Raw genomic sequence first — 25836 nt, forward strand, 5'->3', positions numbered from 1 at the left:
AAGGGAGGCAGCCATGTTCGACAAGATCCTGATCGCCAACAGGGGCGAGATCGCCTGCCGGGTGATCGATACCTGCCGGCGCATGGGCGTGGCGACGGTCGCGGTCTATTCGGACGCGGATCGCGCGGCGCGCCATGTCGCGATGGCCGATCAGGCGGTGCACCTGGGCGGGCCCGCGCCTGCCGACAGCTATCTGCGGGGCGACGCGATCATTGCGGCGGCGCTGGCGACGGGGGCGCAGGCCATTCATCCAGGTTATGGCTTCCTGTCCGAGAACCCCGGATTCGTGGATGCGGTCGACGCTGCGGGCCTGGTCTTCATCGGCCCCTCGGCCAAGGCAATCCGCGCGATGGGGCTGAAGGACGCGGCCAAGGCGCTGATGGAAGAGGCGGGTGTGCCGGTCGTCCCCGGCTATCACGGCGCCAACCAGGACCCGGCGCATCTGGCGGATCAGGCCGCCGCCATCGGCTATCCGGTGCTGATCAAGGCGGTCGCGGGCGGTGGCGGCAAGGGGATGCGGCGCGTCGACGATCCGGCGGGTTTCGGCGAGGCGCTGGATTCGGCCCGCTCCGAGGCGCGGACGGCCTTCGGCAACCCGGACGTCCTGATCGAGAAATACGTACTGTCGCCGCGCCATATCGAGGTCCAGGTCTTTGGCGACGGCACACGGGCGGTGCATTTGTTCGAGCGCGACTGCTCGCTGCAGCGGCGCCACCAGAAGGTCATCGAGGAGGCTCCGGCGCCGGGCATGACGCCCGAGATGCGTGCCGCGATGGGCGGGGCGGCGGTGAAGGCAGCCGAGGCCATCGGCTATTCCGGGGCGGGGACGATCGAGTTCATCGTGGACGGCAGCGAGGGGCTGCGGCCGGACCGCTTCTGGTTCATGGAGATGAACACCCGATTGCAGGTGGAACATCCCGTGACCGAGGCGATCACCGGCATCGACCTTGTCGAATGGCAATTGCGCGTCGCCAGTGGCGAAAGCCTGCCCGCTCGTCAGGAGGACCTGGCAATCCAGGGCCACGCCTTCGAAGCGCGGCTCTATGCCGAGGATGTGGCGGCAGGCTTCCTGCCGGCGACCGGGCGCCTGTCGCACCTGCGTTTCCCGGACGGCGCGCGCATCGAAACCGGTGTGCGCCCGGGCGACGCCATCAGCCCGTGGTATGACCCGATGATCGCCAAGGTGGTCACACATGGCGCGACACGGGCCGTGGCACTTCGGGCGCTGGAACAGGCGCTGGTCGATACCGAGGTCGCGGGCTCGGTGACGAACCTGGACTTCCTGATCGCGCTGGCGCGGCACGGCGGCTTTCGGCGCGGAGAGGTCGACACGGGGCTGATCGCCCGCGACCTGGACGCGCTGATCGCGGATTCGGCGCCGGATGCGCGGGCGCTGGTGCTGGGGGTCGTCGGGCTGGCGGGGCTGTCCGATCCCGCCGTCCGGGGCGGGGTGACGCTGTGGCAGCCGCTGCGGCGGACCGTGGCGTGGGATGGTGGACAGGCCATGCTCGAGGTGCTGGGGCCCGGCGCTGCCCGCGTGACGCTGGATCAAGCGCATGACGTGCGCTGGCAGGGCGACCGCTGGTGGGTCGATGGTCACCTTTGCCGAGAGCGGATCGTCTGCCATGCCGCCGGGGTCAGCGTCTTCGGCGGGCGAACGGTGCATCTGGCGGCGCTGGATCCGCTGGCGCGGGCCGGTGCCGAGGATGGCGGCGACGGGCTGACCCGTTCGCCGATGCCGGGACTGGTGAAGGCGGTCCACGTGACGCAAGGGCAGGCGGTCGCAGCCGGCGACCGGCTTGTCGTGCTGGAGGCCATGAAGATGGAGCACAGCCTGACTGCCGCGCGCGACGGCCTGGTGGCCGAGGTTCTGGCGCAGGCGGGCGACCAGGTCGAGGCCGGTGCCCCGCTGATCCGGCTGGAGGACGCCGATGTCTGAGCGTGTCGAGATCTTCGAGATGGGACCACGCGACGGGTTGCAGAACGAGAAGCGGCTGATCCCAACGGTCCATAAGATCGCGCTGGTGGACCTGCTGTCGCAGGCGGGTTTCAGCCGGATCGAGGTGACAAGCTTCGTGTCGCCGAAATGGGTGCCGCAGATGGCCGACGCGGCCGAGGTCATGGCCGGGATGACGCGGGCGGCGACCGTCCGCTATGCCGTCCTGACGCCGAACCTGCGCGGATACCATGCCGCCAGGGCCGCGGGTGCCGACGAGGTTGCGATCTTTGCCAGCGCATCAGAAGGCTTCAGCCGGGCCAACCTGAACGCCTCGATCGCGGAAAGCCTCGAGCGGTTGGCGCCGGTGGCGGAAGCCGCGCTCGGCGACGGGATCGCCCTGCGCGGCTATGTCAGCGTGGTCACCGACTGCCCGTTCGACGGCCCGACGCCGCCCGCGCAGGTGGCAAAGGTCGCGGCTGCCCTCCGCGACATGGGCTGCGCCGAGATCAGCCTTGGCGACACGATCGGGCAAGGGCGCCCCGAAACCGTCGACGCGATGCTGGCGGCCGTCCTGCAAGAGCTGCCGGCGGATCGGCTGGCGGGGCATTTCCACGACACCGCCGGGCGGGCGCTGGCCAACGTCGATGTCAGCCTGGCCCGGGGGCTGAGGATCTTCGACGCCGCCGTCGGAGGGCTGGGCGGTTGCCCCTATGCGCCCGGCGCGGCGGGCAACGTCGCGACCGAGACGCTGGCAGCGCATCTGTCGGCGCGGGGCTTCGATCACGGGTTGGACATGGACATCATCGGACGCGCGGCCGACATGGCCCGCGCCATGAGGGAGGGCGCAGATGCCTGAAACGATCAGGATCGAGACCGACGCGCGCGGCGTGGCCACGCTGAGGCTTGCACGGCCCGACAAGCACAACGCCCTGTCGCGCCGGATGATGGATGAACTGACCGAAGCGGCCCGTGCCTTGGGTTCTGAACCTGCAGTGCGCGCGGTGATCCTGGCGGCCGAGGGTGCCACGTTCTGTGCGGGCGGCGACCTTGGCTGGATGCGGCAGCAGATGGAGGCTGACGAGCCGACGCGGCGGGAAGGCGCCCGCGCGCTGGCCGGCATGCTGTCGGCGCTGAACCTGATGCCCAAGCCGCTGATCGCGCGCGTGCACGGAAACGCCTTTGGTGGTGGGGTCGGGATGATGTCGGTCTGCGACATCGCCATTGCCGCCGCCCCGGCCCGGTTCGGCCTGACCGAGGTGCGCCTCGGCCTTATCCCGGCGACGATCGGTCCCTATGTCGTGGCGCGGATGGGCGAGCCGATGGCGCGGCGCGTCTTCTTCTCGGCCCGCCTCTTCGATGCGTCCGAAGCGGTGACGCTGAACCTTGCCGCGCGTGCCGTGGCGCCAGAGGATCTGGACGCCGCCGTCGAAGCCGAAGTCGCGCCCTTTCTGCAAGCCGCACCGGCAGCTGTCGCCGCCGCCAAGGCTCAATGCCGCGCGCTTGGCCCCCGGATCGACAACGCCGTCATCGAGGACAGCATCGATCGCCTGGTGGAAGTCTGGAAGGGCGGCGAGGCATCGGAAGGCATCGCCGCCTTCTTCGACAAGCGCAAACCCGGCTGGCAGAGCTGACGGTGGGTCGTTCGATCCCTGAAGACGCCCGGCCGCTGACATCAGCGGCGGGCGTGTTCCCCAGACCTGCTTACAGGTCCGGATAGAGCGGGAAGCGCCCGCAAAGTTCCGCGACTTCCTGGCGGACTTTTGCTTCGATCTCGGCATTGCCGTCTTCGCCATGCGCGGCCAGGCCGTCAACGACCTCGACGATCCAGCGGGCGATCTGACGGAACTCGGCCTCGGCAAAGCCGCGGGTGGTGCCGGCAGGGGCACCCAGGCGGATGCCCGAGGTGACGAACGGCTTCTCAGGGTCGAACGGCACGCCGTTCTTGTTGCAGGTGATATGGGCGCGGCCAAGCGCGGCCTCGGTCGCCTTGCCGGTCACCTTCTTCGGGCGCAGGTCGGCCAGGCAGAGGTGATTGTCGGTGCCGCCCGACACGATATCGATGCCGCCCTTCATCAGCTCATCCGCCATGGCCTGCGCGTTCTTGACGACCTGCGCGGCGTAGGTCTTGAACTCGGGGCGCAGCGCCTCGCCGAAGGCGACCGCCTTCGCGGCGATGACATGCATCAGCGGACCGCCCTGAAGGCCGGGGAAGACTGCGCTGTTGATCTTCTTGGCGATGTCGGCGTCGTTCGTCAGAATCAGGCCGCCGCGCGGGCCCCGAAGCGACTTGTGTGTGGTCGAGGTGACGACATCGGCATGCGGCAGGGGCGACGGGTGCTGACCGCCGGCCACCAGGCCCGCGATATGAGCCATGTCGACCATCAGGTAGGCCCCGACCTCGTCCGCAATCTTGCGAAAGGCGGCCCAGTCCCAGACGCGGCTATAGGCGGTGCCGCCGGCGACGATCAGCTTGGGCTTGTGCTGGCGCGCGCTTTCGGCGATCGCCTCCATGTCCAGCAGCTGGTCCTGCTGACGCACACCATAGCTGACGACGTTGAACCACTTGCCCGACATGTTCACCGGGCTGCCATGCGTCAGGTGCCCGCCCGAGTTCAGGTCGAGCCCCATGAACGTGTCGCCCGGCTGCAGCAGCGCCAGGAACACGGCCTGGTTCATCTGACTGCCGCTGTTGGGCTGGACGTTGGCGAATTCGCAGCCGAACAGCTGCTTGGCGCGCTCGATCGCCAGGTTCTCGGCGATGTCAACATACTGGCAGCCGCCGTAATAGCGCTTGCCCGGATAACCTTCGGCGTACTTGTTGGTCAGGACCGAGCCCTGCGCTTCCAGCACGGCGCGGCTGACGATGTTTTCGGAGGCGATCAGCTCGATCTCGTCGCGCTGGCGGCCCAGTTCCCGAGTGACGGCCTGCGCGATGTCGGGATCGCGGCTGGCCAGGGTTTCGGTGAAGAAGCCGTTGTCGCGGGTGGGGGCGTTCATCGGTCCTGCGTCCTTTCAGTTGCTGCGGCGGCTGCGGTTGGCGCCTTCTAGCGCAACGTCCGCAGTGCGGAAAGTGACAAAAGCGGGACGACCGCCGGGGCTTGCCATCCGCGCGGCCCCGCGTGAAGGTGCAGGCATCAACGGAAAAAGATGCGGCCTATGACGCCACGGGTACATTTCACCGCCAGCCATGCCGACCACGCCCGCGCTGCGCTGAGCGCGCTGACGGCGCGATATGGCGAAACGCCGCTGGACCGGGCGGACATCGTCGTGGCGCTTGGCGGCGACGGGTTCATGCTGCAGACGCTGCACGTGACGCAGGGGCTGGGCCTGCCGGTCTATGGCATGAACCGCGGCACCGTGGGGTTCCTGATGAATGCTTATGCCGAGGACGACCTGCCCGAGCGTCTGGCCGAGGCCGAGGAAACGGTCATCAACCCGCTGCGCATGCGGGCGACCTGCGCGGACGGAACCTGCCACGAGGCCCTTGCCATCAACGAGGTCAGCCTGCTGCGCGAGGGGCCGCAGGCGGCCAAGCTGCGCATCCACGTCGACGGTCGGCTGCGGATGGAGGAGCTGGTCTGTGACGGTGCACTGGTGGCGACGCCTGCCGGCTCGACCGCCTACAACTATTCCGCCCACGGTCCGATTCTGCCGATCGGCTCCGAGGTGCTGGCCCTGACCGCCATCGCGCCCTTCCGCCCGCGGCGCTGGCGCGGCGCGCTGTTGCCGAAAGAGGCCGAGGTCGTGGTCGAGGTGCTGAACCCCGCCCGCCGCCCCGTCATGGCCGATGCGGACAGCCGTTCGGTCCGCAATGTGATCCGCGTCCAGATCCGCAGCGCCGCCGATATCAGCCACCGGCTGCTGTTCGATCCCGGTCACGGCCTGGACGAGCGACTGCTTCGCGAGCAATTCGTCTGACCGGACCCGACAGCGGCACTTTTGGCGGTTTTGTTGGGCGGGACATCCTGGCGCGGCCTATCTAAGGCAGCGGGCCAAGTAATCCCTGTGCCGTCTGCACGTCCTGCCCATCACTTCGGTATTTCCAAGCTATCGCCACTGGTTCTCCTTGCAGTTCAGGGCTGAGTGGTCCTGCTTGCCGCCGGCCTGTCCCGCTGCACCTGCCGCTTCTTCTGGCTGAAGATCATGCAAAAGTTCTGGCCGCGCAGGTCTAACAAAAGCATAGGCCGCGAGTAGGCTGGATGATGGCCAGTGCTGGCTGTCTTGACCTGCATCGTCATTATCAATGCGTTGCAAATGCATTGCGCACGCAACTGACATCCGAGCGTGCGCGCATCATCCGCGCTGTCGCCCACCGAACCGGCCCAAGTCGGTCCGGCTCAGCCCGCGCAGATCTGCTGGAGGGCCAGCCATTGTTCGTCCGTCAACAGGTCTCTGGCTGGCGTTCCGGCGCGGACGGGGTCGGCCTCGATCAGCGGCAGGAGGGCCGTCCCGGTAGGGTCGATGCTGCGGGCGAAGGGTTCTGTCGACAGATCGCGCTCGGCAAAGGCGGCGGGCAGGACGGCCAGGTCCGGGCGGGGCAGGGGCTGGTCCAGAAGCGCCTCTCCGTATCCTGCCATCGCGCCTTGCGGCAATGTTCCCAGGGTCATCAGCCGCAGCGCCGACATCAGGCCCGCGTGCTTCAGGGCTTCCAGCGTGACCTCGTCATCGTCCTGCGCCAGTTGCGCTGACAGCAGGTGTCCAGCGGCAGCCTCGGGACCGGCCGAGGCCGCCAGAAGGTCCTCGCCCAGCACGTAGACATCGCCCGGCAGGCGGCGTGCGCCATTCAGCGGCCCCGGGATGACCTGCACAAGCCCATCGGGACCGACGAAGGCCGGCGTGAACCAGTTCAGCACCTGCTGGCCCGAGACACGGCGGCAGACGGCGCCGCCGCTGCGCTCGATGTCCGCCAGAACGGCAAGGCCGATGGTGCGCTTCTGTGCCGGAGGAGCGATGCGCGCGGCATGGCGGATCAGCGCATCGGGCAGCCAAAATGCAAGACCAATCACCATCAGGAGCAAGGTGATCCCCGTGAAGACCCCGCGCAGCCGTCGCGGTTGCGCCCGATGCGTGGCGATGGCGCGCTGCACCCGCTCGACCGCCTCGATCATCAGGGGGTCTTCAATCTCGACGACCTCGTCCGGGCCGTCCGAGTTGGGGGTGTACATCGCCGGAAGCCGCCCGGGGTTCAGGCGCGTGACAGCTGGCAGCGACCAGTGCGACAAAGGCTTGTCGGTCCGCGGGTCCATCAGCGTCAGTGTCGCTTCGCCGACGGAAACGATCACCTCGCATTGCCGCGTCTGGGGTGTCTCGCGCCACAGGCCCTGCGCCTCCAGGCGCTGAAATTCAGTCAGGGCTGTCATGGCGTGGGCATGGTCCGGGATCGTCCTGTCAGTTCCCGCGACCATAGCGCCGCGCCGCATCGGGTCAATGCAGCGCGATGCGGACGCTTCAGCTCATTCGACGGTTTCGCCGATCCGCATGCCCTTTTCTCGGGCGAGGATTCGCATGCGTTCCTGCAGCTTTTCGAAGGCGCGAACCTCGATCTGGCGGATCCGCTCGCGAGAAACGCTGTAGCGGGCCGACAGGTCCTCCAGCGTCATCGGGTCGTCGCGCAGGCGCCGCTCCATCAGGATGTCGCGCTCGCGCTCGTTCAGGACGTCCATTGCGGCGACAAGCATGTTGCGGCGGGTGTCCAGTTCCTCGTTTTCGGCATAGGCCTCGGCCTGGTTCGCGTCGGTGTCTTCCAGCCAGTCCTGCCATTGCGCGGCGGAATCGCCGTCGCCCGAACCGACCTGTGCATTCAGCGATGCATCGCCACCCGACAGGCGGCGGTTCATGTCGATGACCTCTTTCTCGGTCACGTTCAGTTCTGTGGCGATCTGGGCGACGTTCTCGGGCCGAAGATCGCCTTCCTCAAGCGCGCCGATCTTGGACTTGGCCTTGCGCAGGTTGAAGAACAGCTTCTTCTGGGCACTGGTGGTGCCCATCTTCACCAGCGACCAGGACCGCAGGATGTATTCCTGGATAGAAGCGCGGATCCACCACATCGCATAGGTCGCCAAGCGGAAGCCGCGCTCGGGATCGAACCGCTTGACCGCCTGCATCAGGCCGACATTCGCCTCGCTGATGACCTCGGCCTGGGGCAGACCATAGCCGCGATAGCCCATCGCGATCTTGGCGGCCAGACGCAGGTGGCTGGTGACCAGCTTGTGGGCGGCCTCGCTGTCCTCGTGGTCGGCCCAGGCCTTGGCCAGCATGTATTCCTCTTCCGGCTCCAGCAGCGGGAACTTGCGGATCTCTTGCAGATAGCGGTTTAGCCCCTGTTCGGGACTGGGGGCGGGCAGATTTCCATATGACGCCATGGTAAAAGCCTTTCGCAGAGATCGCCCAACGCAGCCTGCGTCCGACCGGTTCCGGTCCTGTTTGTCGCAGGCTGATAGAACGCGGCGCGGACAGGAATGTCCGGACGCATGTGGCTGGCGTGTAATCTGTGGCCGGGTTCGCGCCGCGTCAAGGGGGCGACGCGGCCTTTTCCAACGCGTCCTGAAGGGTTTGCATGTCGGCGGGCAGCCGGCTGTCGAAGGCCATCGCCTGCCCGGACAGCGGGTGCAGGAACCCCAAGTGCGCCGCGTGCAGCGCCTGCCGCGGAAAGGCCTGCACCAGTTCCGCCGCCGCCCCAAGCGCCTTGACCGAGGCGCGCCGGGAACCGCCATAGACGGGATCGCCGATCAGCCCGAGCCCGACATGGGCCATGTGGACCCTGATCTGGTGTGTGCGCCCGGTCTCCAGCCGACACTCGACCAGCATTGCGACCGGCGGGCGGCCGAAGGACTGGATCATCCGCGCGCGGGTGACCGCGTGTCGGCCCTTGTCGAAATAGACCGCCTGCTTCTGCCGGTCGGTGGCGTGCCGCGCCAGGTGCGTCGCGATGCGCAGGACTGCGCCATCCTCGAACGCGACGCCGGGCGTGCCGCGCAGGCGGGGGTCCGCGCCGTCGATGACGCCATGCGCCAGCGCCAGATAACGGCGGCTGGCGGAATGCGCCTCGAACTGTGCGGCCAGGCCATGATGGGCGCGGTCGGACTTGGCGACGACCAGCAGACCCGACGTGTCCTTGTCGATCCGGTGCACGATGCCCGGCCGCTTCTCGCCTCCGATCCCCGAAAGTGAGTCGCCGCAATGCGCCAGAAGCGCGTTCACCAGCGTGCCGGAGGGGCTGCCGGGGGCAGGGTGGACGACCATCCCAGCTGGCTTGTCGATCACGATCAGGTCATCGTCCTCGTGGACGACGACCAGCGGGATCGCCTCGGGCCGGGTCTCGACCTCTTCCGGGGGAGACAGGGCAATGCGGTACTCCTGACCCTCGGCCACGCGGGCCTTGACGTCCCGCGCGACACCCTCGGGGCCGGTGACGGCACCTTCGACGATCAACCGTGCAAGACGGGACCGCGATAGCGCCGCCTCCTCTGGCACCGCCATGGCAAGCGCCTTATCAAGTCGGTCGGGCGGGTTCGCCGGAATGATCACAAGCAGGTTCGACATGGCGGATGATGACACCGACTGGAAGGTTGCGGCAAAGGCGGTCCCCGAGCTGCGCTTTCTGAAGGCGCTGGTCACGGGGCTGACGCTGGTGATGGGGCTGGGCATGGTCGCGGTGGTGGCGATGCTGTGGCTGCGGCTGAACCAGCCCGTGCTGCCGGAACTGCCGGCCACCATCACGCTGCCGGCCGGCGCCCAGCCCGCAGCCGTCACCTTCGCCCGCGACTGGATCGTCGTCGTGACCGAAGGCGCCGAGGTGCTGCTCTATGACAGCTCGGGCGACCTGGTCAGTCAGACGGTGACCAATCAGTCGCCCTGACGCGCCGCTTCCAGCGCGTCCAGCCGGGCCTTCAGTTCGCTGTTCTCGGTCCGGGCCTTGATCGCCATCTCGCGCACGGCCTCGAATTCCTCGCGCGTGACGAAGTCGCGGTCGGCCAGCCAGCGGTCGACCCAGCCCTTCATGGCGTTCTCGGCCTCGGTGCGGGCGCCGTGGGCGACGCCCATCGCGTTGGTCATCAGCTTGGACATGTCGTCGAAGAAGCGGTTCTGCGTGGTCATCGGTGGCCCCTTGTCTAGCGTTCGCCCTTATATGGTCCGGCGCACCGCCGGGTTCAATGTTGACACGACCGGTTTGGCGGCTAGCGTGCGCCCGAGCCGCAACCCCGAGGTCCCATGATCCCGTTCCCCGACATCGCGCCCGAGATCTTCACGATCAACCTGGGCGGCCTTTCGCTGTCGCTGCGTTGGTACGCACTGGCCTATATGGCGGGACTGATCATCGGCTGGCGGCTGATCGTGGCCATGATGCGCCGCCCGGCGATCTGGGGCAGCACGCCCCCGACCTCGCCTGAAAAGATTGATGACCTGCTGACCTGGGTGATCCTGGGCGTGATCCTGGGCGGCCGCCTGGGTTTCGTGCTGTTCTACGAGCCCGCTTATTACCTGTCGAACCCGGTCGAGATCATCAAGGTCTGGCAAGGCGGGATGAGCTTTCACGGCGGCTTTGCGGGCGTTATCGTGGCGACCTGGCTTTGGTCGCGTGGGAATGGCGTGCCGGTCCTGCGGCTGGCGGATGCGCTGGCCGTCGTGGCACCCATCGGGCTCTTCTTCGGGCGCATCGCCAACTTCATCAACGCCGAGTTGTGGGGCCGCCCCACCGACCTCCCCTGGGGCGTGATCTTCCCGGGCGAGGCCGCGCAGGCCTGTCCGGGGGTCGAGGGTCTTTGCGCGCGCCACCCCAGCCAACTCTACGAGGCGGGGCTGGAGGGGCTGCTGCTGGCCCTGATCCTCTGGGGCCTGGTGCGCGCAGGAGGCATGCGTCGCCCCGGCCTGGCCTTCGGCGTCTTCCTCGCGGGCTATGGTCTGGCGCGCATGTTCGTCGAATTGTTCAGGGTTGCGGATGCGCAGTTCATCACCCCCGACAATCCGCTTGGCCACGTCGTCGGCGGTCCTCTGGTCGGGTTGACGATGGGGCAGGTGCTGTCGCTGCCGATGGTTCTGATTGGGCTGGCGCTGATCTTGCGCGCGCAGTCGCGGCCGCGCGTGTCGGCATGACGCCCTTGGCAGAGATCATCGCGGCACGCATCCGCGCGACAGGGCCGATCAGCATTGCCGACTATATGCAGATCTGCCTGCTGGACAGCCGCCATGGCTATTACGCCACCCGCGACCCGTTCGGGGCCGCGGGCGATTTCACCACGGCCCCGGAAATCCACCAGATGTTCGGGGAACTCTGCGGGCTGGCGCTGGCGCAGGCCTGGATGGACCAGGGCCGGCCGTCGTCCTTCACCTTGGCCGAGCCGGGTCCGGGTCGCGGGACGCTGATGGCCGACATCCTTCGGGCGCTCCGGGTGGCGCCGGGAATGCGAGACGCCGCCGAGGTGGCCCTGATCGAAGCGTCGCCGCACCTGAGACAGGCGCAGCGTCGCCTGCTGGGACCCGTCCGGCACCTCGACAGCATCGAGGAAATCGATAATAAGCCGCTGTTTCTCATTGGGAATGAGTTCATCGACGCCTTGCCGGTGCGGCAGTTCCAGATGACGCAAGATGGTTGGCGCGAACGGTTCGTCGGGCTGGCCGATGGCGTCTTGCGGATCGGACTCGGCGGAACCGTCGACCTGCCGCGAAAGGGCGAACCGGGTGACGTCGTCGAGGATTGCCCCGAAGGTGCCGCCGTCGCCGAGGCCGTCGCAAGACGGATAGCCAAGCATGGCGGAGCGGGCATCCTGATCGATTACGGCGGCTGGAACGGATACGGCGACACGCTGCAGGCGCTGCGCAACCATGCGCCGGAAAATCCCCTGGCCCATCCCGGAGAGGCTGATCTGACGGCCCATGTCGACTTCGCCCCCTTGGCCGCCGCCGCGTTGCGTGCAGGCGCGCAGGTCTCGCGCCTGGTACATCAGGGTGACTGGCTGCGCGCGCTTGGGGCCGAGGCGCGTGCATCGAAGCTGGCGGCGGCTGGGGACGGTGGCGCAATGGCCGCGCTTCATCGCTTGACCGATCCGGGGGAAATGGGTCACCTGTTCAAGGCAATCGCGATCTGGCCGAAGGGGGCGCCCGCCGTCCCCGGGTTCACCGCGCTGGAGGCTTATGCAGACGACGCTTGAAATCCTGACTCACCCGCTCCTCTCGGATGTGAAGCACGGCTTCTTCACCCGGAAGGGCGGCGCATCGTCCGGGCTGTTTGCCGGGCTGAACTGCGGGCGGCGATCCACCGACCAAGCCGACATGGTGCAGGTGAACCGCGCCCGCGTCGCCGCCGCGATGGGCGTGCCGCAGGATCACCTTGCGACGGTCAAGCAGGTGCACTCCGCCACGGTCGTGACGCTGGCCGATGGCGACGACATTGCCGCCGTCCGGGACGTCCAGGCGGACGGGCTGGTGACCACGCGCCGCGACGTGGCGGTGGCCGTGCTGACGGCCGACTGCCAGCCGATCCTTCTGGCCGACCCGCAGGCGGGGGTGGTCGCTGCCTGCCACGCAGGCTGGCGCGGCGCGATCGGCGGCGTGATCGAAGCGACGGTGGATGCAATGCGTTCGGTCGGTGCCACCTGCATCAAGGCAGTCATCGGCCCCACGATCAGCCAACAGGCCTACGAGGTGGGCGATGAGTTCATGGATAACTTCATGGCCGAAGATCCTGATGCAGAACGTTTCTTCAGCGGCGGTCCGCAGGGCAAGCCGATGTTCGACCTGCCGGGATTCGGCCTGATGCGGCTGCGCGACGCGGGTGTCGAGGCCGAATGGTCGCGGCACTGCACCTATTCAGACCCGCAGCGCTTCTTCAGCTATCGCCGCGCCACGCTTGAAGGGCAGGTCGATTACGGCCGCCTGATCAGCGCCATCTCGCTCTAGCGCAGCAGCGAACGCAGGCCCAGCTTGAGCAACGCGGCAGCCAGGGCAGCCGCCTGAGCCAGGACCAGCGCGATCAGCCCCATTGCGGCCAGCGCAAGGTCGCTGATGCGGCTCAGCAGGCGCAGGCTGCGGGCCTTTCCCAGCACCTCGAGCGTCCGGCGCGTGTCGGATCCCGTCACATCCGACAGGCGGGCAAGGGCGCGCAGGTCCTCCGGTCCATCGGCAAGGCGCAGAAGCGGCAGCACCTCGGCGGTGGAGGTTCGGTTCGCAAGCTTGCGCACGTCGCCCGCCATGGCGCTCAGCGCCGCGACTGGGGCTGGGCTTCGCGTGGCCCCGCGCAGGGCGCGCCGCATTCCTGGGGTCAGCGCATCCGCGCGCCGCGCGACCCGCAGCACCGTGGCCGAGCCTTTCAGCGTCAGGCTGCTGCCCGCCGTGGCGATTGTCGCGACCGTGGCGGCCAGTCCGATACCCGCCAGCGCGGCCTCGATTTCGTCGACCTCGCCTCCCGCGACGAGATTGCCGCCCTGCCGAGCCAACGCAGCGGCATCGCCGGCGGGCGACAGTTCGAACGGCAACGTGCAGCTTGCGACGAGCGCCAAGCTGGGGCACTGCGTAACGTCGGCAATGCAGACGCCGCAGTCCGACACGGCTGCCCTCCAACCTTCATGTGCGGCCCGTGCCTCGTCAACCTGCGCCTGCAGCGCGGGCGGAAGAATAACGTCGTGGTCCCGGCCCAGATCGGTCAGCAGCGTCACGCGCGGCGTGTCATCGTCAGCCAGCGCAGCCTGAAGGCGCGGGACCAGCCATTCCGGCGTCACCTCCCGGGCCATGGCGGCTTCGATTGCCATCTGCGCCTTGGCGGCACTGCGCTGGATGACCGGGTTGACAAAAGGGTTCTGCGACAGAACCCATCCCGTGACGGCCACGCTGCCGACCGCCCAGAGGAGGAGGATCATGCGCGCCAGCGCCCGAAGACGGTTCCGCGGTGCCGGGCCGGGGCGATAATCGGCGACGATGGCCTGCGCTGCCACGAGCGGTCAGCCCGCCTCGCGGACACGCTCCTCGACGATCTCGAAGGGGATCGTCGGTTCGTCCTTTGCGCCGCGTATCACCAGCGAGGTCTTGACCGAAGCCACGTTGGGCGCGGCCGTCAGGTTGTTCGTCAGAAAGCGCTGAAAGGTCGAAAGGTCAGGCGACACACATTTCAGGATGAAGTCGATTTCACCGTTCAGCATGTGGCATTCGCGGACCAGCGGCCAGCCCTGCACAAGCGTTTCGAATGCCGACAGGTCTCTCTCGGACTGCGACGCCAGGCGGACCATTGCGAACACCTGCACCTCGAACCCCAACTCGCGGGCGTTGATGTCGGCATGGTAGCCGCGGATATAACCCAGTTCCTCCAACGTGCGGACGCGGCGCAGGCAGGGCGGGGCCGAGATCCCGACGCGGCGCGCGAGCTCGACATTGGTCATCCGGCCATCGGCCTGAAGTTCGGCCAGGATCTTGCGGTCGATGTCGTCGAGTTTGGCGCCAGCCATGTCTGTCTTTCTTTGTTCGGTCGAGGCGTTGCCAGAAACTACAACGCGCGCCCCTGCGGCGCAACATTGTTTCTGTCCCCCGCTGGTGATGCACAAGGCCGCCATGCGTTGCAGTCGGCGTCGCAAGCGACTACCTCATGCACAAACCGCGAAAGGGGCGCAAGATGAGCGAACGCAGCCATGTGAAACTTTTGATCGTGGGATCGGGGCCAGCGGGCTATACCGCCGCCGTTTATGCCGCCCGCGCCATGCTGGAGCCGATGCTGATCCAGGGCATGCAGCCCGGCGGACAGCTGACGATCACGACCGAGGTGGAAAACTGGCCCGGCGAGACCGAGATCCAGGGTCCCGAACTGATGCTCAAGATGGAGGCGCATGCCAAGGCCATGGGCGCCGAGGTTGTGACCGATCTGGTGACGCGGCTGGACCTGCAGACGCGGCCCTTCAGGGCCGTCTGCGACAGCGGCCGCGTGGTGACCGCCGATGCGGTAATCCTGGCCACCGGCGCCCAGGCCCGCTGGCTGGGTCTGCCATCCGAGGAGAGGTTCAAGGGCTTTGGCGTCAGCGCCTGCGCGACCTGTGACGGCTTCTTCTATCGCAACCGCGAGGTTGTCGTCATCGGCGGCGGAAACACCGCGGTCGAGGAGGCGATGTTCCTGACGCGCTTCGCCAGCAAGGTGACGCTGGTGCACCGCCGCGACAGCCTGCGGGCGGAAAAGATCCTTCAGAATCGACTGATGAACCACCCCAAGGTCGAGGTGGTCTGGAACCACGAGCTGTCCGAGGTAACAGGCGTCGACACGCCGATGGGCGTGACCGGTGCGGTGCTTCGCAACGTCAACGACGGCGAGACCCGGGCGATCAAGGCCGACGGCGTGTTCGTGGCCATTGGCCATGCACCTGCCAGCGAACTTGTGGCGGACCAGCTGGAACTGCATGACGGCGGCTATGTCAAGGTCGAGGCGGGAAGCACTCGGACCTCGATCCCCGGCGTCTTCGCGGCGGGCGATCTTACCGACCACGTCTATCGCCAGGCCATCACCAGCGCCGGCATGGGCTGCATGGCGGCGCTGGATGCCGAGCATTTCCTGACCGCCCAGGACGGTGTCGAGACGGCGCCGGAACAACTGGTCGCTGCGATCCACTGAAACAGGCGGTGCAGCGGGACAGGTCCCGCTGCACCGCCGCGGCTTCCGGGGCGTCAGATTTACGCGCCCGTGCATCTGCGAAAAGCGTTTTCCCAGACTTGAATATCGCCTTGAAGGCCGCTATGCGTCCCGCGAACCACGCCTCCACCCGGATCGCGTGCTGCCCCGCCACCCCTGCAACCACCAGGCCTGTTCATGACCCACCCGAATCAGACCCCGATCCCTGAACTCTATGTCTCGGCCGAGGCTGCCGCCTCGCTGAAGGACGAAGCTGGCAACATGCCCAGCTGGGACCTGACGCCGCGCCAGCTGTGCGATCTGGAACTGTTGATGAACGGGGGTTTCAACCCGCTGAAGGGGTTCCTGACACAAGCGGACTATGACGGGGTGGTCAACGACATGCGCCTGACCTCGGGCGCGCTGTGGCCGATGCCCATCAACCTGGACGTCAGCGAGAAGTTCGCCGAGGGGCTGGAACCCGGCACCGACATCGCCCTGCGCGACCAGGAAGGTGTGATCCTGGCGATCATGTCGGTCACCGACAATTGGACGCCGAACAAGTCGATCGAGGCCGAGAAGGTCTTCGGCGCCGACGACGTGGCGCATCCGGCCGTCAACTACCTGCACAACGTCGCGGGCCCGGTCTACCTGGGCGGCCCGATCAAGGGCCTGCAGGCGCCCACGCACTACGACTTCCGCGCGCGCCGCAACACGCCGAACGAACTGCGCACCATGTTCAAGAAGCTGAACTGGCAGCGCGTCGTGGTCTTCCAGACCCGCAACCCTCTGCACCGCGCGCACCAGGAGCTGACATTCCGCGCCGCGCGCGAGGCGCAGGCCAACCTGATGATCCACCCGGTCGTCGGCATGACCAAGCCCGGCGACGTCGATCACTTCACCCGCGTCCGCTGCTATGAGGCGGTGCTGGACAAGTACCCCTCGGCCACGACCACGCTGTCGCTGCTGAACCTGGCGATGCGCATGGCCGGCCCGCGCGAGGCCGTCTGGCACGGGCTGATCCGCAAGAACCACGGCGCGACTCACTTCATCGTCGGCCGCGACCACGCCGGCCCCGGCAAGAACAGCGCGGGCGTGGACTTCTATGGCCCCTATGACGCGCAGGACCTGTTCCGCAAGCACCAGGACGAGATCGGCGTCGAGATGGTCGACTTCAAGCACATGGTCTATGTGCAGGAACGCGCACAGTACGAACCCGCAGACGAGATCGAGGAGGGCGTGACCGTCCTCAATATCAGCGGCACGGAACTGCGCCGCCGCCTGCGCGAGGGGCTGGAGATCCCCGAGTGGTTCAGCTTCCCCGAAGTCGTGCAGGAACTGCGCCGCAACTCGCCCCCGCGCGCCAAGCAGGGCTTCACCGTCTTCTTCACCGGCCTGTCGGGCAGCGGCAAGTCGACGGTCGCGAACGCGCTGATGGTGAAGCTGATGGAAATGGGCGGCCGCCCCGTGACGCTGCTGGACGGCGACGTGGTGCGCAAGCACCTGTCGTCCGAACTGGGCTTCAGCAAGGAGCACCGCGACATCAACATCAAGCGCATCGGCTATGTCGCGTCCGAGATCACCAAGAACGGCGGCATCGCGATCTGCGCGCCTATCGCGCCCTATACCGCCACCCGCCGCGCCGTCCGCGAGATGATCGAGGCCGGTGGCGCCTTCGTCGAGGTCCATGTCGCCACCCCGCTGGAGGAGTGCGAGCGCCGCGACCGCAAAGGCCTCTACAGGCTGGCGCGCGAAGGGAAGATCAAAGAGTTCACGGGCATCTCGGACCCTTACGAGGAACCGAAGACGCCCGAGCTGCGGCTGGACACAACGGATATCGACGTCGACGGCGTCGCGCACCAGGTGCTTCTGAAGCTGGAAGGCATGGGGCTGATCGGTCTCAGCTGACCTTCGCGGCGGCGCGGCGGTCGACGTCGCGCCGTGCATTTTAAGGACCTAGAGCCGGTCATGACCCAGCCTGTCGCGCCCTGGCGATCCTCGCTCGAGGTTATGGATATCGGAACCGGGCGCCCGCGCGTCATCCTGCGCACCGACAAGCTGATCGAGGCGCCAAACTGGCACCCCCACGGCTGGTTCCTGGTCAACGGCGACGGGCGGCTGTGGCAGGCCGACGCTTCCGGCCTTCGGCCGATCCGGATGCCGCATGACGAGCGGTGCAACAACGACCACGGTTTCCTGCCGGACGGACGGATCGTCTTCAGCTCGCACGACGGCACTGGCGCCGGCATCCATGTTTGGGATGGCACCGGTGTAACGCCGCTGGAGATGGCGCGCCCCAGCTGGTGGCACGGTGCACACGGCGGTTTGCTGACCTACGCCTGTGCGAGGGGCGACCGCGTGGTCCGTATCGCCATCAGCGACCTTTCGGGCAACGAGGAGATAGTGCTGACACCGGCAGATGCCCATCACGACGGACCGGACTTCTCAAGCTGCGGCCAGTTCATCTGGTTCAATTCGGATGCAACGGGACATGCCCAGATCTGGCGCATGCGCCGGGACGGGGCAGAGGCAGGCGTGGTCTTCGAGGATGACAACGTGAACTGGTTTCCCCACCCGTCGCCCTGCGGTCGCCATGTCGTCTACCTGGCCTACGAGCCGGGGACCGAGGAGCATCCGCGCGACCGGGACGTCGCCTTGTGGATCATGCGTCCCGACGGTTCCGACAGGCGGAAGCTGCTGGACGTTCACGGCGGGCAGGGAACGCTGAACGTTCCCTGCTGGTCGCCAGACGGCACTTCCGTCGCCTTCATGCGCTACGCATCGTCGTAGCGCCGTATTCATCCCAAGGGTCGTCGCTGGCGCGCTTGGCTGAGGTTCATGCCTCGCGATGAACGTACGGCCAATAGGCTGATCGCGCTGGCTGCAGACATTCTCGCTGAGTGCTTCTGCGGTCCAGTCAGCGTCACCACCGTCGATATCAAGACAGGACCGTCCGCGACGCAATTATTGGCAGTCGCGCATTTTCAGGTAGGGTTCACTATGGTCTGAGAGGCCAGTCCAAAGCCCGCACGAACGCGAGCGAGAGGTGCCCGAGATCATCTGCCAACCGCCATGCTGGCTTGAGCAACCGGCGCTAATGGACGCTGACCGGCTGCAGTTCGTTCTGGCGGGCCAGGACGAAGGCCATGCGGCGGTCGCGCACAAGGGCAAGTCGTTCGCCCTCGGCGTCGTGGACGGCGTACATGGTGGTGATGCCCGGCAACTGCTCTTGCAGGTCTTGGGGCAGGGTGTCCGTCGCAACTTCGCGGATATAGACGGTGGGCGCATCGGCGGCGTCGCCGAAGTCGAATTTGCTATCCATTTCAGATCCCCTCCTTGCGGCTGATCGGGATGGTCTTGACGACCTGCTGAGGGTTGGTTCGACGCAGATCGATATGCAGCAGTCCGTTTTCCATTCCGGCCGACACAACCTCGACTCCGTCCGCCAGCACGAAGCTGCGCTGGAACGCGCGCGAGGCGATGCCGCGGTGCAGGAAGACGCGGCTCTCCTCGGTCTCAGGCATCCGGCCACGGATCACGAGCTGCCGGTCCTCGGTGGTTATGGCCAGATCGTCGTCCAAAAATCCCGCAACCGCCAGTGTGATGCGGAAGGCATCGGGCGGGAGGTGCTCGATATTGTAAGGCGGATAGCCCTCGGCGCCTTTTGCGGCGCGTTCGACAAGGCGTTCAAGCTGGTCGAACCCCAGAAGGTAGGGATGGGATCCCAAGGAAATCTTCGACATTTCAGCCCTTTGAGTGGAAGCGACTGTTGTTGTTCGGGGTCCCGGTGCGGCAACCCCTGATACCTTGCAATATGTGAACGCTTGAAAGCCTTTGCAAGATCCCTGCGGCTGACAGGGCGCCGCCCCATGGCGCACAAGGCGCCGCGGCAGCTGGTCGGTGCCGCCGCGGACGAGCCGCGGCGGCGGGGGCTGCGGGATCAGCCTGCCGGGTCCAGAACGCCGTTGCGCTGCTGGATCATCATGAAGGTGTCGAACGTGTATTCAGCGGTCTGCTGGTACAGGTACCAGTCGTTGCGGAACTGGCGCATCGCCTCGTATTGCGTCTTGAACGCCTCGTTCTCGGCCGAAAGCTCAGCATAAACCTCTTGCGAGGCGGCGAAGGCGGCGGTCAGGATTTCCTCGCTGAACGAACGCAGCTGCGCCCCGGTGCCGACAAGTTCCTTCAAAGCGGTAGGGTTCAGGAAGTCGTACTTGGCCAGCATGTTCTGATCGACGGCCTGGCAGGCCGTCCGGAAGAGGGCCTTGTCGCTTTCGGACAGCTGTTCCCACTGGCCCTTGTTCACGAACATGCTGACGGTCGGACCACCTTCCCAGAAGCCGGGATAATAGTAGTATGGCGCGACCTTCTGGAACCCGAGCTTGGCGTCGTCGTAGGGACCGACGAATTCGGCCGCATCGATCGTGCCCCGCTCCAGCGCCGGATAGATGTCGCCGCCGGCGATCTGCTGCGGAACGACGCCGAGGCGTTCCATCACCCGGCCTGCCAGACCGGCAATCCGCAGCTTCAACCCGTTCAGGTCGGCAACGGTGTTGACCTCGTTGCGGTACCACCCGCCCATCTGGGTGCCCGTGTTGCCGGCCGGATAGCCGACAAGATTATACTGGTCGAGGAAGGTGTTGTAGTTCTCGATCCCGCCGCCGTGATAGTTGTAGGCAGCCTTGGCACGGGCCGAGAACGTGAACGGCAGGTCGGCGCCACAGGCGAAGGCGGGGTCCTTGCCCCAGTTGTAGTAGCCCACCGAATGCGCACATTCGACAGTGCCATCGGTCGCGGCGTTGATCGCGTCAAGGCCCGGCACGATCTCTCCGGCCGAGAAGATCTGGATCTGGAAGCGGCCATCGGTGGCCTCTGCCAGGCGGGCCGAAAGCTCTTCGGCACCGCCATAGATGGTGTCGAGCGACTTGGGGAAGCTCGACGCGCAGCGCCAGTTGATCTGCGTGCTTTCCTGCGCGATGGCCGGGGCGGCAAGCACGCTGCCGGCCGCGGCAGCCGCGCCACCCACCGACGCACGCGTCAGGAAGGACCGCCGGTCCAGAGCTTTGTCTTTGTTCATCGTTTCTCCTCCGCTCGGGTCGGGCCGGCCCCCTCGGCCGACAAGTTCCCGCCCTGCATGGGCCGCATTTTACCCCCCCATGCCAGCCTGTCGAGAGCCGAGCGAAGTTCCGCCGGGTAATTTTCGCCCCATCGCCGGCAGCCGCGCGCCGGGCGGGTCATGCAGCCGATTGTGCTGCCCAATCGGCGGGATTAACACTTCTGTCACAGACAGGTGTGGCCCGGGGTAAAGCACATGCGCATCGACGACTGGCAGCCTGACCTGTCCCTGCAGCAGGGACCCAAGTTTCGCGCGCTGGCCAATGCTCTGCGCGAGGCGGCCCGGTCAGGCGAACTCGCGCCCGGAACGCGCCTGCCGCCGATGCGAGAGCTTGCCTGGCGGCTGAAGGTCACCACCGGCACGGTCGCACGCGCCTATCAGGTCGCCGCGGCCGAAGGGGTGGTCGAGAGCCATGTCGGGCGGGGCAGCTTTGTCGCCGCGCCGCCCGCCAGGCGGCCCGCGCCGCAGCCGCTGCTCTACGAGGCGCTGGACGGCGGCTGGCGTGCCGAGGGGCTGGCCGACCTGCGCATCCCCCAGCTGCCCGATTGCGGCCAGGCGGCGCGGATCGGCACTCAGCTTGCGTCAATCGCGACCCAGATGGGGACAGCGGTTCTGGATTACACGCCGCTCAGCAGCGATGCGGAGTGCCGGTGCGCGGCCGTCGCATGGCTGCAGGGACGCCAGTTGGGCGCGCTGACGCCCGACGACATGGTGCTGACACATGGTGGACAACATGCGATAACGCTGGTCATGGGCCTGTGTCTGGCCGACCAGCCGGCCAAGGTCATGGCCGAGGCCCTGACTTATCCGGGAATGCGCCATGCCGCGCGGCTGATGCGGGCCGAGACGCTGCCGGTCCCGCTGGATGATGAAGGGATGATCCCCGACGCGCTGGACCGCACCGCCCGAAGTTCGGGGGCGCGGCTGGTCTGCCTGACACCCTCGGCGCAGAACCCGACGCTTGCCGGCATGAGCGCCGAACGCAAGGCCCGGATCGTCGAGGTTGCACGTCGCCACGACCTGCAGATCATCGAGGACGAGTGCTACGCCCCAAGCCCAGCCGCAACTGCCGGTCCCAGCCTGCGGATGCTGGCCCCCGAGCGCGTGTGGCACGTATCGAGCTTTTCCAAGATCATCGCGGCCGGGCTGCGCTTCGGCATGTTGATCTGCCCCGAGGGAATGGGTCAGGCCGGCCGCATCGCTGCCCAGCACAGCCACATGGGCCTGTCGCTGCCGATCATGGCGCTGGTGCTGCGCTTGCTGGAAAGCGGAGAGGCCGAGCACATTGCGGGCGAGGTGCTGACCGTGGTCGAGGATCGCCGCATGCTGGCGCTGAGCCTGTTGGAGGGTTTGGGCGCCGTCAGCCGTCACGGCGTTCCGATGCTGTGGCTGCCCGTAACCCCGCCTTGGAGATCCGAGGACCTTGTGTCCCGCGCGGCCCAGGCGGGCGTCGTCATTCGTCCTGCCAGCGACTTCGCCGCCGCACCTGGCGTGGAGCCTGCGGTGGACGGCATCAGGATCGCCCTCAACTGTCGGATGGAGCGGGAGCGTCTGGCAAGGGCGCTGGCGGCACTGGCGCAGATGGTCCGGTCGGGACCCCTGGTGGGACCGGAATAGGCGCGGCCGATCCGTCCGGCCGCGCCCTGTAATCAGCGCAGGATGCTGCGGCCTGCGAATTCGGCCGTGGCGCCCAGCATCTCCTCGATCCGGATCAGCTGGTTGTACTTCGCAAGCCGGTCCGAGCGGGCCAGCGAGCCGGTCTTGATCTGGCCGCAGTTGGTGGCTACCGCCAGGTCGGCGATGGTCGCGTCCTCGGTTTCGCCGGAACGGTGCGACATGACGCTGGTGAAGCCCGCGCGGTCGGCCATCCGCACCGCGTCCAGCGTTTCCGAAAGGGTGCCGATCTGGTTGACCTTGACCAGCAGGCTGTTGCCACAGCCCTTCTGGATGCCTTCTGCCAAGCGCGTCGGGTTGGTCACGAACAGGTCGTCGCCGACCAACTGCACGCGGCTTCCCAGGCGGTCGGTCAGCATCTTCCAGCCGTCCCAGTCATCCTCGGCGCAGCCGTCCTCGATCGACAGGATCGGATAGGCGTCGCAGAGCGCGGCCAGGTAGTCGACGTTCTCGGCAGGTGTCAGCGAGGCGCCTTCGCCCTTCATCTCGTATTTGCCGGCCTTGAAATACTCGGTCGAGGCGCAGTCCAGCGCCAGCATGATGTCGTCGCCGGGCTTGTAGCCTGCCTTCTCGACGGCCTTCAGGATGAAGTCCAGCGCGTCGCGGGTGGACGACAGGTTCGGCGCAAACCCGCCCTCGTCGCCGATACCCGTCGACAGGCCCGCCGCCGACAGTTCCTTCTTCAGCGTGTGGAAGATTTCCGATCCCATGCGCACGGCCTCGCGGATGTTCTCCGCGGCGACCGGCATGATCATGAATTCCTGGATGTCGATCGGGTTGTCGGCATGTTCGCCGCCGTTGATGATGTTCATCATCGGCACCGGCAGGATGCGCGCGGCGGTGCCACCGACATAGCGGTAGAGAGGCTGGTTCGTCGCCTCGGCCGCGGCCTTGGCCACCGCCATCGACACGCCCAGGACAGCGTTGGCGCCAAGGCGGCCCTTGCTCGGCGTGCCGTCCAGTTCGCACATCATCGCGTCGATGGCGCGTTGTTCGGTCGAATCCTCTCCAACCAGGTTCTCGGCGATTTCGCCGTTCACGGCGGCGACGGCCTCCAGAACGCCCTTGCCCATATAGCGCGACTTGTCACCGTCGCGCTTTTCCACCGCCTCGTGCGCGCCCGTCGACGCCCCCGATGGCACGGCGGCGCGGCCCATGGTGCCGTCCTCCAGCGTGACGTCGACCTCGACGGTCGGGTTGCCGCGGCTATCGAGGATCTCTCGGGCGAAAATGTCGATGATGGTGGTCATGAAGGGCCTCCGTTGATCTGCGTCGCGGCATTCATAGCGAGCCGGGGGCGATGCCGAAAGTCGCAATCTTCACGGCAGGTTGATCCGCGCCCAGATCGGCAGGTGGTCGGAGGCGTCGCGCGCGCCCGCCCCGCTGAAGACGCCGGTCTCGACCAGGTCGAGGTTCGTCGACATCGCCATCCGGTCCAGCCGCAGCTGCGGCAGGGGCGCCGGATAGGACGGGCCCGGCGCGATCATCCGAAAACCAGCCAGCGATTCAAGCCCGCGGTCGTCGCGCCACTCGTTGAAGTCGCCCATCATCACGATCCGGTCGTCGGCGATGCGGGCCGCCTGCGCGGTGATGCGGGTCAGCTGCTGCCGGCGCGAGGATCGCGCGAGGCCCAGGTGCATGCCGATCACCGTCAGCCCGGGCAGCCGCAGCGCAATGGCGCCCCGTGGTTCCAGCCCCGGCAAGGGCAGGCGGCGCAGGGTCGCGATCTCGGCCAGGTGGGGGCGCATCAGGATGGTCTGACCGTGCCAGCCGAGGCTGCTTTCGGTGGTGCCGTTGATGCGGGCGGGCAGCAGGCCCGTCTCGGCCTGGATCAGCTTGCGCGGCAGCGCCTCGGGACGCACGCCGTATCGGAAGTCGACCTCTTGCAGGGCGATGATGTCGGGGTCCAGCGCGCGGATGACGGCAAGGTTCCGCAAAGGCGCATGGGGTCCCGTCATGCCGCGGCACTTGTGGAGGTTGTAGCTGGCCAGTTTCAGCATCTTCATTCCATTGGGTCGCGGTGTCGCGTCGCGCGGATCATGACAACGATCCGCCGGCCCGCAAGGGGGCCGGCACGCATATCGACGTCAGGTCCCGCAGAAGGTCTGATGCACGACCTGGTCCGGCAGCGGCGGACGCGCCAGATCCGCCCAGTCCGGACGATCCTCCCGCGGATGGGTGACGGCGTCGAAGAGCCGCTCGAACGGCGCCATGTCGCCCGCCACGGCCGCGGCGATGGTGCCCTCGACCTGGTGGTTCCGCGGGATGCGCCGGGGATTTGCCTGCGCCATCGCGTCTTGGTCCGGCCGAAGTGCCTGCCAGTCGCGCGCCCAGACGTCGAAGGCCTCGCGGTCGGTGAACTCGTCCCGTGCAGTGCCGTCCGAAAGGCCGGCGAACACGCGCGTAAAGTCGGCTCGTTGCTGCGCCATCAGGTCCAGCAGCCGCTCGATCAGGGCCTGGTTCGGCGCGCCCTCGATCCCGAGCTTGGCGCCGAAGCGTTGCTGCCATGCCGCCTGGTAGACCGGCGCGAACCCGTGCACGGCCTTGGTCGCGGCCTCGATGGCCTCGGCCTCGTCGCCCATCAGCGGGATCAGGCAGGTCGCGAACTGCGCCAGGTTCCAGACCGCGATCTGCGGCTGGTTCGCCCAGGCATAGCGCCCCGCCCGGTCGATCGAGGAAAAGACCGTGTCCGGGTGATAGACGTCCATGAAGGCGCAGGGGCCATAATCGATCGTCTCGCCCGAAACCGCCATGTTGTCGGTGTTCATCACCCCGTGGATGAAGCCAAGGGACATCCATTGCGCGATGGTCCGGGCCTGCCGTGCGACCACGCGGTTCAACAGGTCCAACGGGCCCGTGGCGTCGGGATAGTGGCGCGCAATCACGTGATCCGTCAGCGCCTGAAGCGCGTCCTTTCGGTCTCGGACGGCGAAGTACTGGAACGTACCGACGCGGATATGGCTGGCCGCAACCCGTGTCAGCACCGCACCGGGCAGGCCGCCCTGGTCGCGCCAGACCTGTTCGCCCGTTGCGACGGCCGCAAGCGCGCGGGTCGTCGGAACGTCCATCGCCGCCATGAATTCGCTGACGATGTATTCGCGCAGCACCGGCCCCAGCCAGGCGCGCCCGTCGCCGCGACGCGAGAACGGCGTGGGACCCGAACCCTTCAGTTGCAGATCGAACCGCGCGCCGTCAGGGGCCACGACCTCGCCCAGCAAGACGGCACGACCGTCGCCCAGTTGCGGCACGAAGCCGCCGAACTGGTGGCCTGCATACGCTTGTGCGATCGGTTCGGCCCCTTCGGGAACAGCGTTGCCGGCCAGCATGGCCACGCCCTCGGCGCTCTGCAGCGTTCCGGTGTCCAGACCCAGCCGGCCCGCCAGCGCCGTGTTCAGGGCCAGAAGCCGGGGCTGGGCCACCGGCGTGGGATCAACGCGGGCGAAGAACCCCTGCGGCATCCGGGCATAGCTGTTGTCGAAGTGGATCATCGCGGTCTCCTTTGACCCATAGATAGGGCGCGGACGCCCG

Annotated in this window: 25 protein-coding genes; 12 read left to right on the top strand and 13 right to left on the bottom strand. The window is 67.2% G+C overall.

The genetic code is table 11. The features are described from left to right. The first annotated feature begins 13 nt into the window (after positions 1-13). Genes OC159_RS01805 through OC159_RS01815 form a run of 3 tightly spaced genes read left to right on the top strand, consistent with a single transcriptional unit; the run spans position 14 to position 3570 of the window. Entirely contained in the window at positions 14-1939 is a 1926-nt protein-coding gene (locus OC159_RS01805) for an acetyl/propionyl/methylcrotonyl-CoA carboxylase subunit alpha (RefSeq protein WP_265499446.1), read from the top strand. Beyond that, a complete protein-coding gene (locus OC159_RS01810) occupies positions 1932-2795 on the top strand; it encodes a hydroxymethylglutaryl-CoA lyase (RefSeq protein WP_265499447.1) in 864 nt (287 codons plus the stop codon). Before OC159_RS01805 ends, OC159_RS01810 begins: the two co-directional genes overlap by 8 nt. Then, complete coding sequence (locus tag OC159_RS01815; RefSeq protein WP_265499448.1) at positions 2788-3570, top strand: crotonase/enoyl-CoA hydratase family protein; 783 nt, start codon at positions 2788-2790, stop codon at positions 3568-3570. Before OC159_RS01810 ends, OC159_RS01815 begins: the two co-directional genes overlap by 8 nt. 70 nt (positions 3571-3640) lie before the next feature. Here the strand turns inward: OC159_RS01815 and glyA are convergent, their stop codons facing one another. Continuing rightward, on the bottom strand, positions 3641-4936 hold the full coding sequence (glyA, locus tag OC159_RS01820) for a serine hydroxymethyltransferase (RefSeq protein WP_265499449.1): 1296 nt from the start codon (positions 4934-4936) through the stop codon (positions 3641-3643). A 159-nt stretch (positions 4937-5095) separates the two neighbouring features. On the opposite strand from glyA, the gene OC159_RS01825 reads away from it, so the two are divergent. Beyond that, positions 5096-5857, top strand: coding sequence for an NAD kinase (locus OC159_RS01825; protein ID WP_265499450.1), 762 nt, complete (start codon positions 5096-5098; stop codon positions 5855-5857). Positions 5858-6276: 419 nt separating this feature from the next. Here OC159_RS01825 and OC159_RS01830 read toward each other — a convergent pair whose 3' ends face one another. The 3 genes from OC159_RS01830 to OC159_RS01840 all read right to left on the bottom strand — a co-directional run bounded on the left by OC159_RS01830 (position 6277) and on the right by OC159_RS01840 (position 9481). Next, a complete protein-coding gene (locus OC159_RS01830) occupies positions 6277-7299 on the bottom strand; it encodes a hypothetical protein (RefSeq protein WP_265499451.1) in 1023 nt (340 codons plus the stop codon). A gap of 93 nt (positions 7300-7392) precedes the next feature. Beyond that, on the bottom strand, positions 7393-8301 hold the full coding sequence (gene rpoH, locus OC159_RS01835) for an RNA polymerase sigma factor RpoH (RefSeq protein WP_265499452.1): 909 nt from the start codon (positions 8299-8301) through the stop codon (positions 7393-7395). Between the two features lie 148 nt (positions 8302-8449). Further along, on the bottom strand, positions 8450-9481 hold the full coding sequence (locus OC159_RS01840) for an RluA family pseudouridine synthase (RefSeq protein ID WP_265499453.1): 1032 nt from the start codon (positions 9479-9481) through the stop codon (positions 8450-8452). On the opposite strand from OC159_RS01840, the gene OC159_RS01845 reads away from it, so the two are divergent. Beyond that, positions 9480-9797 carry a DUF6476 family protein gene (locus OC159_RS01845; protein WP_265499454.1) on the top strand — a complete coding sequence of 106 codons (318 nt, stop codon included), beginning with the start codon at positions 9480-9482 and terminating at the stop codon, positions 9795-9797. The two genes, OC159_RS01840 and OC159_RS01845, sit on opposite strands and share 2 nt — an antisense overlap. On the opposite strand, the gene OC159_RS01850 is transcribed toward OC159_RS01845, so the two are convergent. Then, complete coding sequence (locus OC159_RS01850) at positions 9785-10036, bottom strand: accessory factor UbiK family protein (protein WP_265499455.1); 252 nt, start codon at positions 10034-10036, stop codon at positions 9785-9787. The genes OC159_RS01845 and OC159_RS01850 overlap by 13 nt on opposite strands. A gap of 114 nt (positions 10037-10150) precedes the next feature. Here OC159_RS01850 and lgt point away from each other — a divergent pair, with 114 nt between their 5' ends. The 3 genes from lgt to pgeF are packed head-to-tail and all read left to right on the top strand — an operon-like array spanning position 10151 to position 12835. Further along, a complete protein-coding gene (gene lgt / locus OC159_RS01855; RefSeq protein ID WP_265499456.1) occupies positions 10151-11032 on the top strand; it encodes a prolipoprotein diacylglyceryl transferase in 882 nt (293 codons plus the stop codon). Next, the gene (locus tag OC159_RS01860) at positions 11029-12087 is read left to right on the top strand and encodes a class I SAM-dependent methyltransferase (RefSeq protein WP_265499457.1); all 1059 of its coding nucleotides are present in this window, start codon (positions 11029-11031) and stop codon (positions 12085-12087) included. The genes lgt and OC159_RS01860 overlap by 4 nt, the downstream gene beginning before the upstream one ends. Then, complete coding sequence (pgeF, locus tag OC159_RS01865) at positions 12071-12835, top strand: peptidoglycan editing factor PgeF (RefSeq protein ID WP_265499458.1); 765 nt, start codon at positions 12071-12073, stop codon at positions 12833-12835. Before OC159_RS01860 ends, pgeF begins: the two co-directional genes overlap by 17 nt. On the opposite strand, the gene OC159_RS01870 is transcribed toward pgeF, so the two are convergent. Together OC159_RS01870 and OC159_RS01875 are read right to left on the bottom strand one after the other, a co-directional pair. Further along, positions 12832-13866, bottom strand: a complete 1035-nt coding sequence (locus OC159_RS01870) for a hypothetical protein (RefSeq protein ID WP_265499459.1) — start codon at positions 13864-13866, stop codon at positions 12832-12834. The two genes, pgeF and OC159_RS01870, sit on opposite strands and share 4 nt — an antisense overlap. A 6-nt stretch (positions 13867-13872) precedes the next feature. Next, complete coding sequence (locus OC159_RS01875) at positions 13873-14373, bottom strand: Lrp/AsnC family transcriptional regulator (RefSeq protein ID WP_265499460.1); 501 nt, start codon at positions 14371-14373, stop codon at positions 13873-13875. Between the two features lie 164 nt (positions 14374-14537). On the opposite strand from OC159_RS01875, the gene trxB reads away from it, so the two are divergent. The 3 genes from trxB to OC159_RS01890 all read left to right on the top strand — a co-directional run bounded on the left by trxB (position 14538) and on the right by OC159_RS01890 (position 18308). Beyond that, a complete protein-coding gene (gene trxB / locus OC159_RS01880) occupies positions 14538-15521 on the top strand; it encodes a thioredoxin-disulfide reductase (RefSeq protein WP_265499461.1) in 984 nt (327 codons plus the stop codon). A 195-nt stretch (positions 15522-15716) separates the two neighbouring features. Then, positions 15717-17426: a bifunctional sulfate adenylyltransferase/adenylylsulfate kinase gene (locus tag OC159_RS01885; RefSeq protein WP_265499462.1), complete on the top strand. Its 1710-nt coding sequence runs from the start codon at positions 15717-15719 to the stop codon at positions 17424-17426. Between the two features lie 60 nt (positions 17427-17486). Beyond that, positions 17487-18308 carry a TolB family protein gene (locus OC159_RS01890; protein WP_265499463.1) on the top strand — a complete coding sequence of 274 codons (822 nt, stop codon included), beginning with the start codon at positions 17487-17489 and terminating at the stop codon, positions 18306-18308. Positions 18309-18612: 304 nt separating this feature from the next. Here the strand turns inward: OC159_RS01890 and OC159_RS01895 are convergent, their stop codons facing one another. The 3 genes from OC159_RS01895 to OC159_RS01905 form a co-directional block, all read right to left on the bottom strand. Further along, a complete protein-coding gene (locus tag OC159_RS01895; RefSeq protein WP_265499464.1) occupies positions 18613-18840 on the bottom strand; it encodes a DUF1150 family protein in 228 nt (75 codons plus the stop codon). A 1-nt stretch (position 18841) separates the two neighbouring features. Next, positions 18842-19261, bottom strand: coding sequence for an Hsp20 family protein (locus tag OC159_RS01900; protein ID WP_265499465.1), 420 nt, complete (start codon positions 19259-19261; stop codon positions 18842-18844). 197 nt (positions 19262-19458) lie between these two features. After that, complete coding sequence (locus tag OC159_RS01905; protein ID WP_265499643.1) at positions 19459-20577, bottom strand: TRAP transporter substrate-binding protein; 1119 nt, start codon at positions 20575-20577, stop codon at positions 19459-19461. A gap of 252 nt (positions 20578-20829) precedes the next feature. Between OC159_RS01905 and OC159_RS01910 the strand changes: the two genes are divergently transcribed. Then, positions 20830-22251 (top strand): aminotransferase-like domain-containing protein, encoded by a 1422-nt coding sequence (locus OC159_RS01910; RefSeq protein ID WP_265499466.1) that lies wholly within the window; start codon positions 20830-20832, stop codon positions 22249-22251. Between the two features lie 32 nt (positions 22252-22283). Here the strand turns inward: OC159_RS01910 and eno are convergent, their stop codons facing one another. The 3 genes from eno to OC159_RS01925 all read right to left on the bottom strand — a co-directional run bounded on the left by eno (position 22284) and on the right by OC159_RS01925 (position 25796). Further along, complete coding sequence (gene eno / locus OC159_RS01915; protein WP_265499467.1) at positions 22284-23558, bottom strand: phosphopyruvate hydratase; 1275 nt, start codon at positions 23556-23558, stop codon at positions 22284-22286. A gap of 69 nt (positions 23559-23627) precedes the next feature. Beyond that, positions 23628-24308, bottom strand: a complete 681-nt coding sequence (locus tag OC159_RS01920; RefSeq protein ID WP_265499468.1) for an endonuclease/exonuclease/phosphatase family protein — start codon at positions 24306-24308, stop codon at positions 23628-23630. Between the two features lie 87 nt (positions 24309-24395). Next, complete coding sequence (locus OC159_RS01925; protein ID WP_265499469.1) at positions 24396-25796, bottom strand: protein adenylyltransferase SelO; 1401 nt, start codon at positions 25794-25796, stop codon at positions 24396-24398. Between the last annotated feature and the right edge of the window lie 40 nt (positions 25797-25836).

Source organism: Paracoccus beibuensis, from assembly GCF_026162625.1.
Classification (GTDB): Bacteria; Pseudomonadota; Alphaproteobacteria; order Rhodobacterales; family Rhodobacteraceae; genus Paracoccus; species Paracoccus beibuensis.

Excerpts from the sequence above, each read along its gene's own strand:
- OC159_RS01815 (WP_265499448.1), top strand. The coding sequence starts at position 2,788 with ATGCCTGAAACGATCAGGATCGAGACCGACGCGCGCGGCGTGGCCACG.
- OC159_RS01895 (WP_265499464.1), bottom strand. The coding sequence starts at position 18,840 with ATGGATAGCAAATTCGACTTCGGCGACGCCGCCGATGCGCCCACCGTC.
- OC159_RS01910 (WP_265499466.1), top strand. The coding sequence starts at position 20,830 with ATGCGCATCGACGACTGGCAGCCTGACCTGTCCCTGCAGCAGGGACCC.
- OC159_RS01825 (WP_265499450.1), top strand. The coding sequence starts at position 5,096 with ATGACGCCACGGGTACATTTCACCGCCAGCCATGCCGACCACGCCCGC.
- OC159_RS01805 (WP_265499446.1), top strand. The coding sequence starts at position 14 with ATGTTCGACAAGATCCTGATCGCCAACAGGGGCGAGATCGCCTGCCGG.
- eno (WP_265499467.1), bottom strand. The coding sequence starts at position 23,558 with ATGACCACCATCATCGACATTTTCGCCCGAGAGATCCTCGATAGCCGC.
- rpoH (WP_265499452.1), bottom strand. The coding sequence starts at position 8,301 with ATGGCGTCATATGGAAATCTGCCCGCCCCCAGTCCCGAACAGGGGCTA.
- OC159_RS01885 (WP_265499462.1), top strand. The coding sequence starts at position 15,717 with ATGACCCACCCGAATCAGACCCCGATCCCTGAACTCTATGTCTCGGCC.
- OC159_RS01875 (WP_265499460.1), bottom strand. The coding sequence starts at position 14,373 with ATGGCTGGCGCCAAACTCGACGACATCGACCGCAAGATCCTGGCCGAA.
- pgeF (WP_265499458.1), top strand. The coding sequence starts at position 12,071 with ATGCAGACGACGCTTGAAATCCTGACTCACCCGCTCCTCTCGGATGTG.
- OC159_RS01850 (WP_265499455.1), bottom strand. The coding sequence starts at position 10,036 with ATGACCACGCAGAACCGCTTCTTCGACGACATGTCCAAGCTGATGACC.
- OC159_RS01840 (WP_265499453.1), bottom strand. The coding sequence starts at position 9,481 with ATGTCGAACCTGCTTGTGATCATTCCGGCGAACCCGCCCGACCGACTT.
- OC159_RS01890 (WP_265499463.1), top strand. The coding sequence starts at position 17,487 with ATGACCCAGCCTGTCGCGCCCTGGCGATCCTCGCTCGAGGTTATGGAT.
- OC159_RS01920 (WP_265499468.1), bottom strand. The coding sequence starts at position 24,308 with ATGCTGAAACTGGCCAGCTACAACCTCCACAAGTGCCGCGGCATGACG.
- OC159_RS01925 (WP_265499469.1), bottom strand. The coding sequence starts at position 25,796 with ATGATCCACTTCGACAACAGCTATGCCCGGATGCCGCAGGGGTTCTTC.
- trxB (WP_265499461.1), top strand. The coding sequence starts at position 14,538 with ATGAGCGAACGCAGCCATGTGAAACTTTTGATCGTGGGATCGGGGCCA.
- OC159_RS01900 (WP_265499465.1), bottom strand. The coding sequence starts at position 19,261 with ATGTCGAAGATTTCCTTGGGATCCCATCCCTACCTTCTGGGGTTCGAC.
- OC159_RS01860 (WP_265499457.1), top strand. The coding sequence starts at position 11,029 with ATGACGCCCTTGGCAGAGATCATCGCGGCACGCATCCGCGCGACAGGG.
- glyA (WP_265499449.1), bottom strand. The coding sequence starts at position 4,936 with ATGAACGCCCCCACCCGCGACAACGGCTTCTTCACCGAAACCCTGGCC.
- OC159_RS01845 (WP_265499454.1), top strand. The coding sequence starts at position 9,480 with ATGGCGGATGATGACACCGACTGGAAGGTTGCGGCAAAGGCGGTCCCC.
- OC159_RS01830 (WP_265499451.1), bottom strand. The coding sequence starts at position 7,299 with ATGACAGCCCTGACTGAATTTCAGCGCCTGGAGGCGCAGGGCCTGTGG.
- lgt (WP_265499456.1), top strand. The coding sequence starts at position 10,151 with ATGATCCCGTTCCCCGACATCGCGCCCGAGATCTTCACGATCAACCTG.
- OC159_RS01810 (WP_265499447.1), top strand. The coding sequence starts at position 1,932 with ATGTCTGAGCGTGTCGAGATCTTCGAGATGGGACCACGCGACGGGTTG.